12 protein-coding genes are annotated in these 16,505 nt (G+C 41.8%); 5 read left to right on the top strand and 7 right to left on the bottom strand.

Translation table 11 applies throughout. The features are described from left to right. Positions 1–15 precede the first annotated feature (15 nt). The 4 genes from OQ289_RS09275 to OQ289_RS09260 are packed head-to-tail and all read right to left on the bottom strand — an operon-like array spanning position 16 to position 3,629. Positions 16–837, bottom strand: a complete 822-nt coding sequence (locus OQ289_RS09275; RefSeq protein WP_270090447.1) for an SDR family NAD(P)-dependent oxidoreductase — start codon at positions 835–837, stop codon at positions 16–18. Beyond that, positions 827–1,747 carry a succinylglutamate desuccinylase/aspartoacylase family protein gene (locus OQ289_RS09270; RefSeq protein WP_270090445.1) on the bottom strand — a complete coding sequence of 307 codons (921 nt, stop codon included), beginning with the start codon at positions 1,745–1,747 and terminating at the stop codon, positions 827–829. The genes OQ289_RS09275 and OQ289_RS09270 overlap by 11 nt, the downstream gene beginning before the upstream one ends. Further along, a complete protein-coding gene (locus OQ289_RS09265) occupies positions 1,731–2,495 on the bottom strand; it encodes an SGNH/GDSL hydrolase family protein (protein WP_270090443.1) in 765 nt (254 codons plus the stop codon). The genes OQ289_RS09270 and OQ289_RS09265 overlap by 17 nt, the downstream gene beginning before the upstream one ends. A 3-nt stretch (positions 2,496–2,498) precedes the next feature. Further along, positions 2,499–3,629 (bottom strand): sialidase family protein, encoded by a 1,131-nt coding sequence (locus OQ289_RS09260; RefSeq protein ID WP_270090441.1) that lies wholly within the window; start codon positions 3,627–3,629, stop codon positions 2,499–2,501. A 175-nt stretch (positions 3,630–3,804) separates the two neighbouring features. Between OQ289_RS09260 and OQ289_RS09255 the strand changes: the two genes are divergently transcribed. Continuing rightward, positions 3,805–4,503, top strand: coding sequence for a FadR/GntR family transcriptional regulator (locus OQ289_RS09255; RefSeq protein WP_270090440.1), 699 nt, complete (start codon positions 3,805–3,807; stop codon positions 4,501–4,503). Between the two features lie 58 nt (positions 4,504–4,561). On the opposite strand, the gene OQ289_RS09250 is transcribed toward OQ289_RS09255, so the two are convergent. The 3 genes from OQ289_RS09250 to OQ289_RS09240 are packed head-to-tail and all read right to left on the bottom strand — an operon-like array spanning position 4,562 to position 10,219. Continuing rightward, positions 4,562–6,064, bottom strand: coding sequence for a RagB/SusD family nutrient uptake outer membrane protein (locus OQ289_RS09250; protein ID WP_270090439.1), 1,503 nt, complete (start codon positions 6,062–6,064; stop codon positions 4,562–4,564). A gap of 15 nt (positions 6,065–6,079) precedes the next feature. Next, on the bottom strand, positions 6,080–9,259 hold the full coding sequence (locus tag OQ289_RS09245) for a SusC/RagA family TonB-linked outer membrane protein (RefSeq protein WP_270090437.1): 3,180 nt from the start codon (positions 9,257–9,259) through the stop codon (positions 6,080–6,082). A 57-nt stretch (positions 9,260–9,316) separates the two neighbouring features. Then, the gene (locus OQ289_RS09240; RefSeq protein ID WP_270090436.1) at positions 9,317–10,219 is read right to left on the bottom strand and encodes a dihydrodipicolinate synthase family protein; all 903 of its coding nucleotides are present in this window, start codon (positions 10,217–10,219) and stop codon (positions 9,317–9,319) included. 279 nt (positions 10,220–10,498) lie between these two features. Between OQ289_RS09240 and OQ289_RS09235 the strand changes: the two genes are divergently transcribed. The 4 genes from OQ289_RS09235 (at position 10,499) to OQ289_RS09220 (ending at position 16,487) form a co-directional block, all read left to right on the top strand. Continuing rightward, positions 10,499–10,837 carry a hypothetical protein gene (locus OQ289_RS09235; protein ID WP_270090435.1) on the top strand — a complete coding sequence of 113 codons (339 nt, stop codon included), beginning with the start codon at positions 10,499–10,501 and terminating at the stop codon, positions 10,835–10,837. A 126-nt stretch (positions 10,838–10,963) separates the two neighbouring features. Continuing rightward, positions 10,964–11,539, top strand: a complete 576-nt coding sequence (locus OQ289_RS09230) for an RNA polymerase sigma factor (protein ID WP_270090434.1) — start codon at positions 10,964–10,966, stop codon at positions 11,537–11,539. 228 nt (positions 11,540–11,767) lie between these two features. After that, on the top strand, positions 11,768–12,937 hold the full coding sequence (locus tag OQ289_RS09225; protein ID WP_270090433.1) for a FecR family protein: 1,170 nt from the start codon (positions 11,768–11,770) through the stop codon (positions 12,935–12,937). A 148-nt stretch (positions 12,938–13,085) separates the two neighbouring features. Continuing rightward, positions 13,086–16,487, top strand: coding sequence for a SusC/RagA family TonB-linked outer membrane protein (locus OQ289_RS09220; protein WP_270090432.1), 3,402 nt, complete (start codon positions 13,086–13,088; stop codon positions 16,485–16,487). Positions 16,488–16,505 lie beyond the last annotated feature (18 nt).

Below are 16,505 nucleotides of genomic sequence, written 5' to 3'. Positions count from 1 at the left end.
AAGTCCAAATCCCTTTCAAAATTCATTCGCTTTAAGACGTTTTTTCAACGCATATGAGTTAAAATTGTGAACCAATCCGCCATCTATCGTCAGCGTAGTACCTGTAATAAATCCAGCATCTGGTGTTGTCAACCAAAAAACTGCATTGGCTATTTCCTCCGATGATGCCGATCGTCCTAACGGCGTTCGTCCTTCTATCTCAGCCCGTATGTCCGTACTTATATTGGCTCCTTGAGGATCTACATAGTCATTGCTTAGCGTTGTATCTACGCTTCCAGGTCTAATAGCGAGTGCACGGAAACCATGAGGGCCATATAAGGTCGCCAACTCATATGTCAAGCTTTCAATAGCTCCTTTACAAACAGCATATGCGGAGGCATAACCGGCCACGTTATCAGCCATGATACTGGACATATTGATAAACACACAATGTTGTTGAAGTGATATGAGCGCTAGTGCGGTAAATTTGGACAGGAAAGCCGGAGCCGTAACATTGACTGCCAATGTTCTATTCCAGTCCTCTAAACTAGTATGTGTAAGTGTATCAGAAGTTCGCCAGGCAGCATTATTCACTAATACGTCTATACGTCCCCACCTATCCATACACGCCTGTACGACGTACTGCAAGAAAGCCATGTCTGCTAGGTCCCCCTCAAGTACCAAATACCGTGCTTTGGCTTCACTTTGAAAGGTCAGATAGTTGTGGATGGGCGCTACGTTCCTATCTACCCAAGCTACTGCATAGCCTTCGGCAGTATATTTTTGAGCGATGGCCATTCCTATACCGTTCGCTGCCCCAGTAACAAGGGCTACTCGCTGATTATCCTTATTTTCCATTTTTAGTTTCAATTGTCAATATTCCACCTAACGACTCGCCTAAGCCTACCTTTGGTACGCATCGAACAAATAGCACCAATCCGTTCCGATCAGCCAAGATTTGCATTTCGAAATGTTGAATGGGGTCATATACTGTACCCCATACCTGACCAACGGTTACACAATCTCCCGATTTCACTTTTGGCGTAAAAATCCCAGCTCGCGGAGACAACATTTTCCCTTGGAGATGTCCACTATGTGGGGCAGCGTCTTCTACAAAATAGCGAGGGGCAGCAGCATACGATAGATGACCGAGTAACATTCCTAAATGATGCAATACCCGGACACACCCTTCGTAATATGATTGAATGATTTTCTCTCGAACGGGCCCAGGCCCTCCATACTCTACATATATCGCTGGAACATGGGCATCTCTCGCAATTGAAAGTGTACGTCCGTCGGGTAGAGGGTCTGTCCCCCAAACCAAAGGTAGGCCGAATGCTGCAGCCATATCGCGTTGCTCTTGTAGTATTTGACTATCTGGATGAAGCATATAGCCTACTAGAGGAAAAATATCGAACAACTGTCCTCCGGTATGCAAATCAATGAGGTAGTCGCAATCTCTAATACGGAGAGAGACTGCTGCTGCTTGCTGCAGCGTTGTCGACCCTTCGTTATTTCCGGGACAACTCCTAGCCAAGTCTAGACCATCTATACCTAACCGTTGAGCAGATTGGTATGCGGTGGTATTTACGACATCTACGACCCACAATTTACCGGCTACGATATGCCCTTTCAACTCGTCAAAAAGTTTTTTCACAGTCAACATCGGTTCATATTCGTCGCCATGTACCCCCGCTAATACCAATACCGTCGGGCCGATCTTACCGCTGTCAATTTCCCTTATCTGCATGTCAATGTTCTCCTTCATAATATGCTGCACCACAAGTAGGTGCGTTAGAATCTAGAATATGTATTGCCTTAAACAAGGACCTGGCGATCTCTTGGTGCCCGTAACCATTTGGATGTAAAGGATCGTTCATTAGGCGAGCATTTAATTGTCCTCTATATTCATCAGTCAACTCATTGGACCAAATTGCGTAACAGTCGACTAATGGCACCACTTTTTGTGTGGATATTTTTCGCAAAACAGTCACGTATTCTGTCAATCTGGCCCGTTCTGGCGCCTTCTCCACAATAATAGTTGGAGGAGAAATTAACACCGGTATTGCTCCATTTTCTCGAATCAAATTAATAATACGTGTCAGGTTATCCCCATAATCTGTAGTTGTTATAGCTTTCTGCGAAGCAGCATCATTAGTACCTAGCATGATAAAGGCTACCTCTGGTTTAAACTGTAGCACACGCCAATCTAGGTCTCTTAGAAGGTCGACACTGGTATTCCCTGACACTGCAGAATTGATAATCAAATCTCGACTCCGGCCTAGCTCCCAGCGTATACGTTCAGAAAAGATTTCAGGATACGATCTCATGCCATGCGTATGCTTAGCCCCTTGCGTAATACTGTCTCCAGTGAAGACCCATTTTATGGGTTCGGCTCGTTTGAGCAAACTTGTCAAATCGAACTGCTGAGTATTTTGAAAAGCTGTGGCATACAATGCTTGAAATGCACTGATTAAGAAAAGTGATTGGCGGATAAAAAAACGACGGTCCATCATCTATCAATCTTTATAGACAGTAGCTAAGTCAATCAGTGCAACATCCGTCACAGCAAGGTGGGTTTTCTGCATTTGACTACCAGCACAATAAGCCAATAATACATTTTCTTTGTCAAAATGAATAGCCATATAACAATACCATCCGTCCGGATCCGTTTCCAAATTTTTAATGTGTTGCCATGTCTTTCCATCATCCTTGGAGACTGCAATGGTCAACGGGGTGCGTTCGTCCTTTATTTCTGGATTCGTGCCATCATTGTTATTCCAGACTGCAAAGAGGTCTCCAGTGGAAGGTATGCGCTCTATACTCGCTGGCGACAACGGCGACTGAAGATTGTAAGGCACGGCTCTTGACCAAGATTTGCCTTTATCATCAGAATACGAAACCAATTGAGCACCCCCCGAAGCCCTAATAAACATCATGATCTTCCCGTCTTTTAATTCAACAACCCCCGGCTCTTGAGTAACGATGTCCTCAGGACTAGGGACTTCTGCACCCGCCATCCAAGTCTTCCCATTGTCATCAGAATAATAACTATACAACTGTGCTCTATCTGACCATTTGACACCAGGTTGCTGATGTAAGGCTACTGCCATGAGTAGACGACCGCTACCTAACTGAATCACCCGATCATTATTGAGGACAAAGTATCCCTTCTTATCGGTAATACAGGTCACAGGTTCAGACCAAGTCTTAGCTTCGTCATCAGAGAAACGAACCAACGGAATACAATCTTCCGTGGAATTTTTCTTTAGATAAAACAGGGCAATCTGGTTGTTTTTCAATCGTAATAATGAAACAGACATTACATTCATTTCGCCTTCTTGTTCGATTATAGTTTCATCAGTTGCAGACCAGGTACGTCCACCATCGGATGAGTATCTTCCGGCCAAATACGCAGGATCATGATCGCCACCATTCCCGGAGGTATAATGGGAATACACAAATAGGATGCGCCCATCTTTCAATGTGACAAATGAGCCTTCGCTATTACGCGGGTTCGTTGAACTGGGGGCTAATTTTAACACGACATTATTGATGCTTGTAGATGTTTCTTGAGCAGTGGTAGACGATGATCGACAACTAATAAAACTGAGTGCGGCTATGCCCAGCACAAGTAGACTTTTTCTCATAATTGTGTATTAAGGTTTAATAAAAATAAATATGTACTACATATTTAAATCTAAGCTAAGAATAATAAGATAGAATGTCAAATAAAATTTGAAAAAATCCAACACGCTTATATATAAGAATTAATGAATAATAAATTTTCATTAAAATAAGTAATACTTATATTTGCAATATCATATGAATGAGGAAAAACTACAAGGCATTAGGCCTATCGAAAACATGACTCAGGTCGACAGGATCGAAATGAATCTCCATGAATATTTTCGCAACGAAAATTTTGCTCCAGGAGATTCCATACCAAAAGAAATCGAACTGGCAGAAGCTATGGGTGTAAGCCGAACGGCAATGCGCGAAGCATTGACCCGTTTTAAGACACTTGGTATCATCGAATCGCGTAAGAATCGAGGAATGATTATCACACAACCTGATGTATTGCAGAATATGAACAGGGTGCTCAATCCCCGCCTATTGAATCAAGAAACCATGCAGGACTTTTTTGAACTGCGTTTGGTTATTGAAATGGGTATTGCAGACTTACTATTCGTCCGTCGAACGGACGAAGATCTCAAGAAGCTTGAAACTATTATAGCAAAGGAACAATCTGCCGTCAATAAAAATGAGAGGCTAAAATTCGATATAGAATTCCACTCGATGCTATATCAGATATCAGGCAACAATACCATTGAGCGTTTCCAAAAGATACTAATGCCTATATTTGATTACATGAACAATGGCCTTCACATTCGGAGTCAAGAGGAAAATGAGGATTACGTCTCCCACAAAGTACTTTTGAATATCCTGCGCAACGGTACTGCAGAAGAATTTCGGGTGAACATGCATAAGCACCTTATGCAATACTTCGAACAAATAAAATAAGCTGTAATTATTTATTACAGCTTATTTATTGTAGAATATCCCTTTTTCGGGATATCGATTAATTGTATCCTGGATTCTGTTGGACTTTAGGTTCCAAGCTTAAGGTTGTCTCAGATATAGGAAACAAAAGGAGGTAGTTCTTTCCTTTTCTGTCTACCAACGAAGGCACTAGGTCGAATGCTTTTTCAAATCGGACCAAATCCCACCAGCGCTTGCCCTCTACCGCTAATTCCAATAAGCGTTCCTGTAAAATGGATTCATCATTTTCTGCTTTGGATTTGTTGACGAACGTATGGTTAAGATAGTCAGCTCCGTATGCTCTTTTCCGGACTTTATTCATCGCTTCGGAGGGGTCTATGCCTAAAGCATTCTGGGCCTCGGCCTTCATCAAAAGTATATCCGCATATCTATATAAAACATAGTCGTCTAAGAAACGCCTTACACCTCCAATAACCGTACCGTTGAATTTAGACACGACGGTACCATAATACACACTCCCTCCCTTATTATCGGGGATATTAATATCAATAAACGTTCCCAACTGCCGTTGATCAGTAGCAATAAATTGCTTTCTAACCCTCTCACTTAGCGTCCAAAAGGGGAAGCCTCCTACTACCCCTATCAAGTCTTTGGTGGCTTGATCGGTTGTATTATTCATGTATGTGCTTTCGATATACATATTCATATAAATATTATCCGTGGCTTCAATATCTTGGAAACGAATAGCCATTACAATCTCTTTATTCCCCTTATTTGTATAATCAAATATGGACGCATAATTGTCCAATAAGCCGACATCTGCCTTTTCTACTTCTTCTATTGCTGTCAAAGCTGCTTGGAAATCAGCATTGCCTCCTTTTAATACTTTTGCAGACCACAACGACACTTCGGCTTTGAGTGCTTGGGTAGCGGGTCGAGACCACATATTGCGCCCCGTCTTGAAATTACTATTAGGGAATAAAACCAAAGCGGACTCTAAATCGGACTTAATTTGTGCCATAATCTGCTCCTTCGAAGTACGCTCCCTCATAATCACATCAGGCTTATACCCTTCTGTCGGCTCTATAACAAGCGGAAGATCTCCCCAGGTGCGAGTCATCACAAAATATGCGTAGGCTCGCATGGCATATGCTTCGGCCAATATCTGGTTTTTACCAGCCTCAGAGGAAAATGAAATGGTCGGTGCATATTTCAACAATAAGTTGGCATCATGTACCACGGTATACATACCTTGCCAGGTAGAGGAGCCCATGCCATAGATAGTGCCAACATTGGAGCGATCGAGCTCATTAAGGTAGAACAACTGATAGCCCGCAGTGCCTGCCAAGCTCCGATCCATCATATCCGATCGAGCCTCTCCCCAAACAAACAGGTTGCCCACTGCTTGAGTGCGCAGACGTACATACATACCATTAAGCGCGCCGGTCACATCATTTTCTGTTTTCCAAAAGGATTGATTGGAGATTTGACTTATAGGATCCAATTCCAGGCTCTTGGTACAAGCCCCCAATACCCCAATCAATATAAATACTACTACTATGTTTCTAACTACTTTTTTCATAACCATTGCTTTTTCTTAAAATGTAATGCTTGCGCCAAAGATGATTGTCCTAGGTATTGGGTAACGTCCATTGTCTGTCCCTCCCTCTTCAGGATTCAAACCCTTATACTTAGTAAAATAGTGTAAATTATTGCCGGTCACATTTAGACGCAACTGACTAACTTTCAACCTTTCCAATATATGATCTGCAAAAAGATAACTGAGTGTGACCTCTCGTACAGCAAGATAATTGCCTTTTTCATAATAATATGAATTTCCTCTAAACACATTACTGCGAGCCTGTTGGTCGGCCCAGTATATCCGGGGTATTGTGGTGACATCCCCGGCCTTTTGCCACGAATCCAAAAGACTTGCAGACAATCCATTTTCTCCTTGAAATTGCCCCACGCTTGTCGCTTCTGTATAATTGTAAATGGTATGACCAGTTGTATAATCCATACGCACAGACAGGCCGACTCCCTTATAACTGAAAGAATTGGTAACCCCTCCTGTCCAGACGGGATATATATTCCCTACATACACTCTATCTCGCGAATCGATTTCACCGTTGCCATCCACGTCTTGCCAATTTACATCTCCTCCAAACTTGGTTTTGTCATTGAGTGGTACTAATAAATCTTTAGGTCCTTTGGCGGCCTCTTCATCAGTCGTATAAATTCCCAACTGATGGTACGCATATAAGTCTCCTATCCTTCCGTCTTCCTGCAGACCGCCCACCCAGCCATAGTCACCTGTAGCGGGTATATACACATAATCTCCACCTATACGATTACGATCGACACCGTTATAAGGAAGCTTGTGAATTTTATTTTTCACTTTAGCAGCGTTTAAAGAGATATCCCAGCCTAATATAGAATTTTTGGGAAGTACTCTAGCTGATAAATCTAATTCTACGCCTTTATTTTCCAAGCTCCCTAGATTTGTAAGAATACTTGCAAACCCCGTAGAATGCGGTAAAGACATATTAGTCAAAAGATTATCGGTAATCCTACGATACACATCAACCAATAAATTCAACCGGCCATTAAAAAAGCCGATATCAGCTCCAAAATTTAATGTCTTGGATTCTTCCCAAGTTAAATCCGGATTGGATAACACTGTATTCTGAATAGCGGCGGCACCAGCATACCGAGCCCCTACACTATACTGACCTTGGGCATCATAAGGCCCCAAGATACCAATATTACCATTGACCCCATAGCTTGCTCGAAGTTTGAACTGAGACATTACAGGCGCGAGGCTATCCCAGAATTCTTCTCGATGTATATTCCAACCTGCAGACACTCCCGGGAAGAAGCCCCATTTTTGATTACCAAGATTGGAAGCCCCGTCATAACGCATGTTTAAGGATAAGAGGTATTTTTGATCGAAGTTGTAATTGATTCTCGAAAAATAACCGATGATGCGCAAATCGCTCTCTACCCCATTTACGGACACAGGTTCTGCCGACCCATTCAACGTAGGAATTAAATCTGATGCTGCTCCTCTTCCGGCAGCAGATAAGCTCGAATTTTCAGTCTGAAAGTAGGAAAACCCAAGCTTTGCTTCCAATTGATGCTTGTCAGCAAATGTTCGTTCGTAGGAGAACACTCCATCCGCCTGATACTGCAGCATTTTGGTATATTCCCCCGACGCATTTCGCGAATCTACAAATTGAGTGGGACCATTATAATACCCTTTCTGAAAAAGTCGCTTGGCTCCCATGACCTGATACAACGACAATTGTGGAGAGAAGTTCAATCCAGGTAAAATATCCCATTTACCACCTACTGATATAGCTAAATTGTCTAGACTATTTTTCGCATCTTGTGTACTCGCGTAATACTCTGGATTACCCATAGAACTGTTAAGCCCTGGGGCCAGTGTGCCATCTTCAAATCGATACTTGGCCGTTGGAGCAAGTGCCAAAGACCGACCGAACATATTATTCTCTGCACCAAATACTTGTTTGTTCCTCATGTTTGAATACAACAACCTTCCGAATACACTAAGATCAGAGGTAGCCTGCACCTCACCATTCATATTGACCGACAAGCGTTTATAATCGGTTGATATCGCTATACCCTCATTATCCAAGTAGCCCAACCCGAGATTAAATTTGGCTTTTTCACTGCCTCCTGCCACGGAGAGATTATGATTATTGGTGTATCCTGTATTAAACAATACGTCCTGGTAATTTGTATTCTGGAAGATAATGGTTTTAGTGGGGTCTATGGGGTCTGGCATACTTTGCCATCCCTCGTTCAATTTGTGCTTATTTGATTCTGACAAATATTGGGTGGTATACCCAGTCTTATTGGTTAAATCATTGCCCGTACCTGCGCTTGTGGGCAGTGACAACTTTGCTAATTGTGAAGGGTCCTGTTTAGCTCGTGCCGCAATGCCCAACCGCTGGTAGTATATGTAATCTCCTGCATCCAACAATTTAAACTTCTTTTGCAGATTAGAAACCCCTAGGTCATAGCTATAGTTGATTTGTACCCTACCTTCTTTTCCCGATTTGGTAGTCACCAATACAACCCCATTAGCTCCTCTCGCTCCATAAATAGCAGTTGAAGCGGCATCTTTAAGAACTTGTAAGGACTCGATGTCGTTAGCATTAATATTGTTGATGTCAGATCGCACGATACCGTCCACAATGTAAAGCGGTGTTGCGCCGTTTGGATTGTTGATGGATGTACCCCCTCTTACAATAACTCGAGGGGTTGCTCCGGGTTGACCAGAAGTACTTTGAACCCTAACCCCCGGCAAAGTTCCTTGAAGTGCACTCGCCACATTTGCATAGGGGACATTTTCTAAGACTTTTTTATCCAATTTTGATACGGAGGTAGTCAAGGTCTCTCTAGACTGCGTACCATATCCAATTACCAAAACTTCATCTATATTGCGATTATCATCTTTCAATATAACATGGATTTCTCTTTGATTCCCCACACTTAATTCAAGGGACTGCTTACCGACATAGTTGATTACCAAGTGGGTGTTCGCAGAAGCTATCGTCATCGAAAATAGGCCATTCTCATCTGTTGATGTAGCATTTGCTGTTCCTTTTTCAGTAATGGTCACTCCTGTTAGTTTTTCATTTTGTTCGTCAGTGACTCTTCCTTTTATCTGAATCTGTGCATGTACAAATCCAGTAAGAAACATCATCAAAAAAACCACTACTATTTTGTACAAATTTTCATTGGCTTTCATAATTTACTGTTTGTTAGTTTATAGATTTATCTTGGTTTTATCCTACTCGGGAATAGTTCACCCCTTCAACACCTTATCTATATCGTCAAGGATAGAGGCGACCTCGCTGTTGGCCCATGGTGTTTGCCCTCTCCCCAGCGGGGACACGGTAGCACCAATATCAATACTGTGCTTCATTATCATAGCTTGTCTAAGAAATGTCCAAATATTAGGGAGGACTCGATCGATTACCTGCTGAAATTGAAGCATAAATGTCTCAGCCAAGTTGAAATTCCCTTGCTTGAATTCCTCTAACACAAATTTACACTCGCTCCCCCAAAGATTATAAAAGGTACCAATTGCTCCCACCGTACCTGATAATGCCGCCTGACACATCAGTTCATCCGCTCCACTAAATAACTTTAGCCGACCTTGCGAACAATTCTGTACACGACTGATTTCCAGAAGATTTCCAGTAGTCAACTTCATTCCTTCAATAAAGGGAATTTCGAGCACTCGTTCAATAAAACTATCTATATTTCCCGGAATAGAATTGTTTCCCAATTGATAAGGGAAGAAGGGTAATTGTGCAGCCTTCGCTATTTCAGTATAGTGCTGTATTGCCATATTTGGGCCACCCGAAAAATAAATAGGCCCTACCGAAGATACTGCAGCTACTCCCGACTTGGCAGCATGTTCGGCCAAATTGATAGACGCCCGAGTAGTCAATGCGCCAACCTGCACCATCACGGGAACTCGATTTCCGACTACTTGCATCACCATGTCTAGTACCTGCTTCCGGTCACTTTCTTGAAACAACACTCCTTGGCCAGTAGAACCCAACACATACAATCCATCTATTCCCTGATTGATCAATAATTCGCACAAGCTACATAGCTGATCCAATTCTGGCATTTCATTTTCATCCACAGGCGTGAATAAGGCAGGCCAAAGGCCCTTAAATAAGTTATCTCTATCCATATATTTTAATGTAGTTAGGTTTATAATAAATATGTACTACATATGTAAATGTAAAGCTTATTTTGAATCAAACAAATTATTATTTCAAAAAAATATTAAAAAACCTATTTAATGGTTGTAATTCAATAAAATTAATATGTAATACTTATATAACTGAAACAATATACAATCTATGAATCGAAAAGTGAAAGCTTTACATTTTAGAGTTTAATAACTTACACCAATTGCTTTGTCAAGAAGTTATAGTAACTTTAGGGGAAGGATGACAAAAAACTTCAAATGCATCAAATGGATCTAACGGGCGACATATTAAACCACAGTCTCGACTTGTCAATGGAATTTGGAGAGAATTGGCTGATGGATATTGATGGTCGATTGGCGACAAAATTTCCAGACCTAGATAGACTCCAGCTGGAAAAATGCAATACAGTCTGTAAAGAAGTCAATAAAGCTGCAAATCGTTTTGTATTCGATAATCCAATGCTGCATGTAGGGTCAGAAATTCAATTTGTCGATACTGGTCTATTTGAACAGTTTATGCTAAAAAAATACAATTGGATTTCAAAGAAAAACTTGCAACACCTTTATAGCCAAAGCTGCTACTACGCTTTAAAATAGAAAATCAGCGGATACAATTAGTTCGACAACATAAGTTATACTTTGATTTTTACAAAAAAGCATTGGAATGTTGTGCGGTTATTGTTTTATTTGCATCGGCGCCTATCAAATGAGCCATAATAGTTCATGCAGCAAGAAGAATCTTATCGTACTGACCACCAACTTTTGGAATTACTGAAATCGTCGGATAAGGCCGCTTTTATGCAAATCTACGAGCGCTATCAAACACCTCTGTATCTATTTGCATGCAACCTGGTCAAAAATGAGGATTTAGCTGCCGATTTGGTGCAAGATATCATGATGAGCCTGTGGGAGAAAAGAGAATCTACAGCGTTGAAATCTTCGTTAGAAAGCTACCTTTTCAGTGCGCTGCGTTACCGTTTCTTCGACTGGATAGACCGACAAAAGGTCAGACAGGACTATATGATCCGATTTCAAGCATTTCTAGATCGATCGGAATGGCAAACAGACAATGTTGTAGCGGAGCGTGAGGTACTGCAGATGGTAGAAGAGCAGATAGAAAAGCTACCGCAAAAAATGAAAATAGTCTTCCTGTTAAACTACAGGGAACATCTAACTACAGCGGAAATAGCTGCAAAACTAAACATTTCGAAAAAGACAGTTCAAAACCAAATCAACAATGCCAATCATATATTGCGAAAACAACTGGGCAAATTCTTCTGGTTAATCTTTCTTATTTAAAACCTACTTAAAGATACATCTGTCAATTTGGGGTACTTTTAATAGAACCGTTTCCCTGTCGTAACAACATTGCTATCACCTCCAAAGACATATTATTTTTGTCTAAAATACACGAGGATTATTTTCAAAATATAAGTTCAAAAAGATTGTCTGTTTTTTTATTTTTTTGTCTGGGATTATCTTCTCGTAAACCTACAATATAGTAGAAGTACTAAACCAACTCATTGTATGGAAAAGAAATATGATGCAGCCATGCTGATTACCAAATATCGGAATGGTACTGCTAATGCTGATGAACGCTTATTGGTGGAGGCTTTTATGCTCATCGACCTAGAAGATAAGCATACACTCCCTGATGAAGAAAGTCTGCAACTGCACACTGCTCAAATTGGTAAAAACCTTAAAGCACATATCGGATACAACGAACATGCTACTAAGAAACGAGCGAACCGTATACATACCTTGATTCGTTCACCATTTGTTAGAGCTGTAGCCGTACTGGCGATAGTCGTAAGTGCGTCACTTATTGTTATAAAGTTGAAAAACGAAATCCGCGCCCCCACCACTGATACAGAAGTATTTAAGCAGGTCATGGAAGTAGTTCCCGGGAAAAACAGGGCCTATGTAAAGACAGCTGACGGGCACACGATAGATTTGAATGGGAAGCAAAATACCATACATGCCGGTGAAGATATTGCTTATCAAGATGGTACCGTGGTATGGTCACCTCAAAATACGGTAGAAGCAAACGCTATGAATGAACTGCATACACCAAAAGGAGGCAACTATACCGTAATCCTGTCAGATGGAACACGCGTCACGCTCAATGCGGAAAGCAAACTTAGCTATCCGAATCGATTCAATCCGAGTGAACGCTCGGTACTGCTGGAAGGAGAAGCTTTTTTTGAGGTGCGACCTGTCCTAAAAAGTGGTAAAAGAATCCCCTTTTCAGTGAAGACAAAATCCCAAGAAATTCACGTATTAGGGACAGCATTCAACGTAACGGACTACAAAAATGAAAAACTAGCAAAGACGACGTTAATCAATGGAAGCGTACGGGTGAAGCTCGTTGGCAGTGCCACATCTCAGTTGCTCTCTCCAGGACAGGAAGCTCGGATATCCGACAATGCGATAACGACCGTCACCGTAGATACTTCGGTAGCACTGGACTGGAAAAACGGAATGATCAGTTTTAATGATGAAAATCTGGTCACGATCATGAAGAAAATAGAGCGGTGGTATGATATTGATGTCGAATTTCAAAATATAGATCCTCAAATGCGCTTCGGAGGTAGTGTCTCTAAGTATAAAAATCTATCTGATGTGCTACGCCGTCTCGAGCTAACGGGCGATGTAAAATTTATAATCAAGGGAAGGAGGTTGATTGTGACCAAATAACCTAAACGGATCCACATGTAGTCGGAAGTGCTGCAAACACTCCCGACATGGTGTTCCGATAAACCTATTTATTAATCATTCACGGGTATATAGGCGATGATGTCGTCCAAAACATTGTCATCGCACTATCCATCAAAACATACAACAAATGTATAAAAATTTACGTACACTAATTTTTTCCAGGATATTGAAAACGATTACCTTACTCCTCACTGTTTTCCTATGCCAGATCAGTGCTCATAGCATGGGGCAACAATTTAGTCTAAAAAAAGAACGCATCAACCTTAAGCAATTTTTCGTCGCTGTACAGCAGCAAACGGGATACCGCGTGGTGTACAATACGGCGCTCCTCGAAAACATTCCCCCTTTCAGAGTGGATATTAAAAATGAATCACTACCCAAAGCGCTATCTCATATATTAGAACCCAGAGGTTTGGCCTTTCTTGTAGAGGGGCAGGAAATCATACTCACAAAACTTCAAAAAAATGAAAAGCCAGAACTCGTACAATCCACAATCACTGGAACAGTAGTGGATACTATTGGGAATGCTTTGATTGGAGCTACCGTCCGTGTAAAGGGATTAGAAATAATAACGAAAACCGACCAACAGGGAAGATTTCAGATTACTGCCGAAAAAGATATGTTAACGCTACTCGTGAGCATGTTGGGATTTGAAGCAAGAGAAGTAACGGTTAATGTGCAAAGCAACAACCGTATTGTCCTGAGGCAATCTACAACGATAATGGATGAAGCTATTACTATCGGATATGGCACACGCAAACGTAGTGAGGTAACAGGTTCGGTGGGACGGGTTACAAACCTCAAACCAGAAGAGAATATCGTAAGTAACCCAATAGGCGCATTACAGGGACGTATTGCAGGTCTACAGGTGCAAAATACAAGCTCTACTCCTGGCGAAATGCCAAATTTTGTGGTACGCGGGGTCCAGACAACGCAAGGAAGCATAGGTGGTACAGGCGCGAATCCTCTTATTGTGGTGGATGGATTGGTGATTGATGCGATCGGTAATCCAATGTCCGCAACCTCCACAAATGCAAACTTCAGTCTATCCAATCTCAACCCTCAAGACATTGCATCAGTAGAAGTCTTGAAGGATGCAGCATCTTCGGCAATCTATGGGGCTCGTGGTGCGCAAGGCGTTATCTTGATAACGACCAAGAAAGGACAATTAAATAGCAAGCCTACAATCTCTCTCAACAGTTACTATGGAGTGACTAAGACTCATTTTGGTTACAAGCCTTTAAATAGCCTACAGTATCAATCGATGTTCAACGAGGCGCGACAAAACCGCATCAATGATATCCAAAACATTATTGCAGCAGGGGGATTGAGTCCCGAACAAATCGCCAACTTAAACGTGGAAAATGGACAGTTGAAAGGACAGATCAATAGCCTAACAATGATGGATAATAACCATAACTGGGTGGATTTACTTTCGCCTAATCATGCAGGCACTTACAATCTGCAAGCTAGTGTAAGTGGTGGTAATGCAAAAAGTGGTTACTATGTTTCGTTTGGAAAATTCGGTGAAGATAATTCCATCGGAAAAGGGCGCTTTGGTCGCACGAGCGGAAAACTCTCACTCATACAACAGCTATACCCTTGGCTAGATCTCCAAGCGAATATACAAATATCTAATGCAGTGTCGAAGGATATCTATAGTGACATGTTTGCAACGCTTCAGGCCAGACCTGACACACCACTGGAGGTCAAAAAAAATGACGATGGCACATATGGCTATTGGTTTGGTGCCCAAAGTCATCCACTGGCGGCAAGGGACGGTTATCGGCCTCATGTCTCCACATGGAATTATGTAGGTAATTTTTCGGCCAATGCACGCTTGTCGAAGAATCTATCTTTTCGAACCAGTCTAGCGGCTTCGCAGAGTAATATTGAAGACAATGCTTTTTACACTCCATTTTCATACGAAGGACAATACAGTGCAGGGAGCTATACAGTGAGACAGAACAAAGGAATCCGATATACTTTTAATAATCTATTGACTTATTCAATAAATCATAGCTTACTGAATGGAGATGTGGTATTGGGGCAGGAATATATGGAAAACAGTTATGCTACCAGCGGATATAGTCTAGAGGGATTTCCATTGAGTGAAAGTCTTTGGTCGCCCGGCAATGCCTCCACGTACAACAACAATTATGCTTATTTAAATCGAGAGTATCTTGAAAATTCTTCTTCATACTTCATGCGCACCAATTTAAGCTGGGATGGTCGATACCTGTTGAGTGCATCTTTAAGGCATGATGGCTCCAGTAAGCTAAAAAACTTCCGTTATGCATGGTTTCCCGCGATATCAGGTGGCTATATCTTGAGCAAAGAACAGTTTATCCAAAATCAGTCTTGGGTAGATTTTCTAAAGGTAAGGACTAGCTACGGTATCACCGGAAATATTAGACCATTAGGCCTCTTTGATGTATACAGCCTAGCAGGTACACAAACTTATCTCAATGAACCTGCACTGCAGTTGAGCACAACACTTGGAAATCCAGATTTACAATGGGAGCGAACCAAACAATATGACTTCGGAGTGGAAGGTACGTTTTGGAAGGATCGTATTCAATTGACAGCAGAATACTATGTAAAAAGAACGGATGACCTCATCACTAGTATACAGATTCCGATGTCGAGTGGAGGATTCATTTCGCAAAAGGCTAATTTAGGAGGAATGCTTAACAAAGGATTGGACCTTTCAGTATCCTTTGGAAACTCATCGCAGCAGACTTCGGATTGGAAATGGCGTGTGGGTACGGATTTGAATATCAACCGAAACAAGGTTACTGAATTACGGGATAACATCATCGGTTATGGAGGTTACGCTCCTGGCGGACCTAGAGGTTTTATACAGGTTGGTCGACCTGTAGGTTTGCTACAGATGTATAATGCACTTGGTGTAGATTCACAAACGGGTGATGTTATCTATGAAGATATCAATAAAGACGGTATCATCAATCAGGCAGATATGGTCTATGTCTCCACAGCGCAACCGAAAATGTCGGGGGGCTTTCACGGAAATGTCTCTTATAAAAAAATATCCTTATCGGGTTTATTCGTGTTTTCTGTAGGCAGTAAGGTGTACAATTTCAGCGAACAGGATGCTCGCCAATACGGCTTTGATGATTATGTTGGTATTATGGTCAACAAACCGGACTGGGTACTAGATAGATGGACTTCGCCTGAATCGGACTCGAGATATCCTAGAGCTGTAATGGGGCCGCACGGGGCTGGTATGACCACTGATTGGAATACACGTGTGTCTACCTTGTACTTATACAATGCTTCATTCCTAAGGCTTAAAAACCTGACAGTGGGTTACGACCTGGCTTCAGAAAGACTTAAAAATATCGGATTCTCTACTTGCAGATTGTACTTAGCTGGTCAGAATCTATTTATACTGAAGGACAAGGCCCTTAATTCCAATGATCCGGAACAAGCACAGGGAAGTGGGTGGCAACAAGCGATAGCCCCACTACCTCGCGTCTATTCAATCGGTTTTGACATAACTTTTTAATACTTCAATTCGAGCATA

The organism is Sphingobacterium sp. SYP-B4668, assembly GCF_027627455.1.
In the GTDB taxonomy this organism is placed as follows: Bacteria; Bacteroidota; Bacteroidia; order Sphingobacteriales; family Sphingobacteriaceae; genus Sphingobacterium.
The sequence above is the reverse complement of the archived record's forward strand: the minus strand, read 5'-3'. Positions and strand labels throughout refer to the sequence as shown.

Coding starts and splice junctions, on each gene's coding strand:
- OQ289_RS09275 (WP_270090447.1), bottom strand. CDS start 837: ATGGAAAATAAGGATAATCAGCGAGTAGCCCTTGTTACTGGGGCAGCG.
- OQ289_RS09270 (WP_270090445.1), bottom strand. CDS start 1,747: ATGAAGGAGAACATTGACATGCAGATAAGGGAAATTGACAGCGGTAAG.
- OQ289_RS09265 (WP_270090443.1), bottom strand. CDS start 2,495: ATGATGGACCGTCGTTTTTTTATCCGCCAATCACTTTTCTTAATCAGT.
- OQ289_RS09260 (WP_270090441.1), bottom strand. CDS start 3,629: ATGAGAAAAAGTCTACTTGTGCTGGGCATAGCCGCACTCAGTTTTATT.
- OQ289_RS09255 (WP_270090440.1), top strand. CDS start 3,805: ATGAATGAGGAAAAACTACAAGGCATTAGGCCTATCGAAAACATGACT.
- OQ289_RS09250 (WP_270090439.1), bottom strand. CDS start 6,064: ATGAAAAAAGTAGTTAGAAACATAGTAGTAGTATTTATATTGATTGGG.
- OQ289_RS09245 (WP_270090437.1), bottom strand. CDS start 9,259: ATGAAAGCCAATGAAAATTTGTACAAAATAGTAGTGGTTTTTTTGATG.
- OQ289_RS09240 (WP_270090436.1), bottom strand. CDS start 10,219: ATGGATAGAGATAACTTATTTAAGGGCCTTTGGCCTGCCTTATTCACG.
- OQ289_RS09235 (WP_270090435.1), top strand. CDS start 10,499: ATGCATCAAATGGATCTAACGGGCGACATATTAAACCACAGTCTCGAC.
- OQ289_RS09230 (WP_270090434.1), top strand. CDS start 10,964: ATGCAGCAAGAAGAATCTTATCGTACTGACCACCAACTTTTGGAATTA.
- OQ289_RS09225 (WP_270090433.1), top strand. CDS start 11,768: ATGGAAAAGAAATATGATGCAGCCATGCTGATTACCAAATATCGGAAT.
- OQ289_RS09220 (WP_270090432.1), top strand. CDS start 13,086: ATGTATAAAAATTTACGTACACTAATTTTTTCCAGGATATTGAAAACG.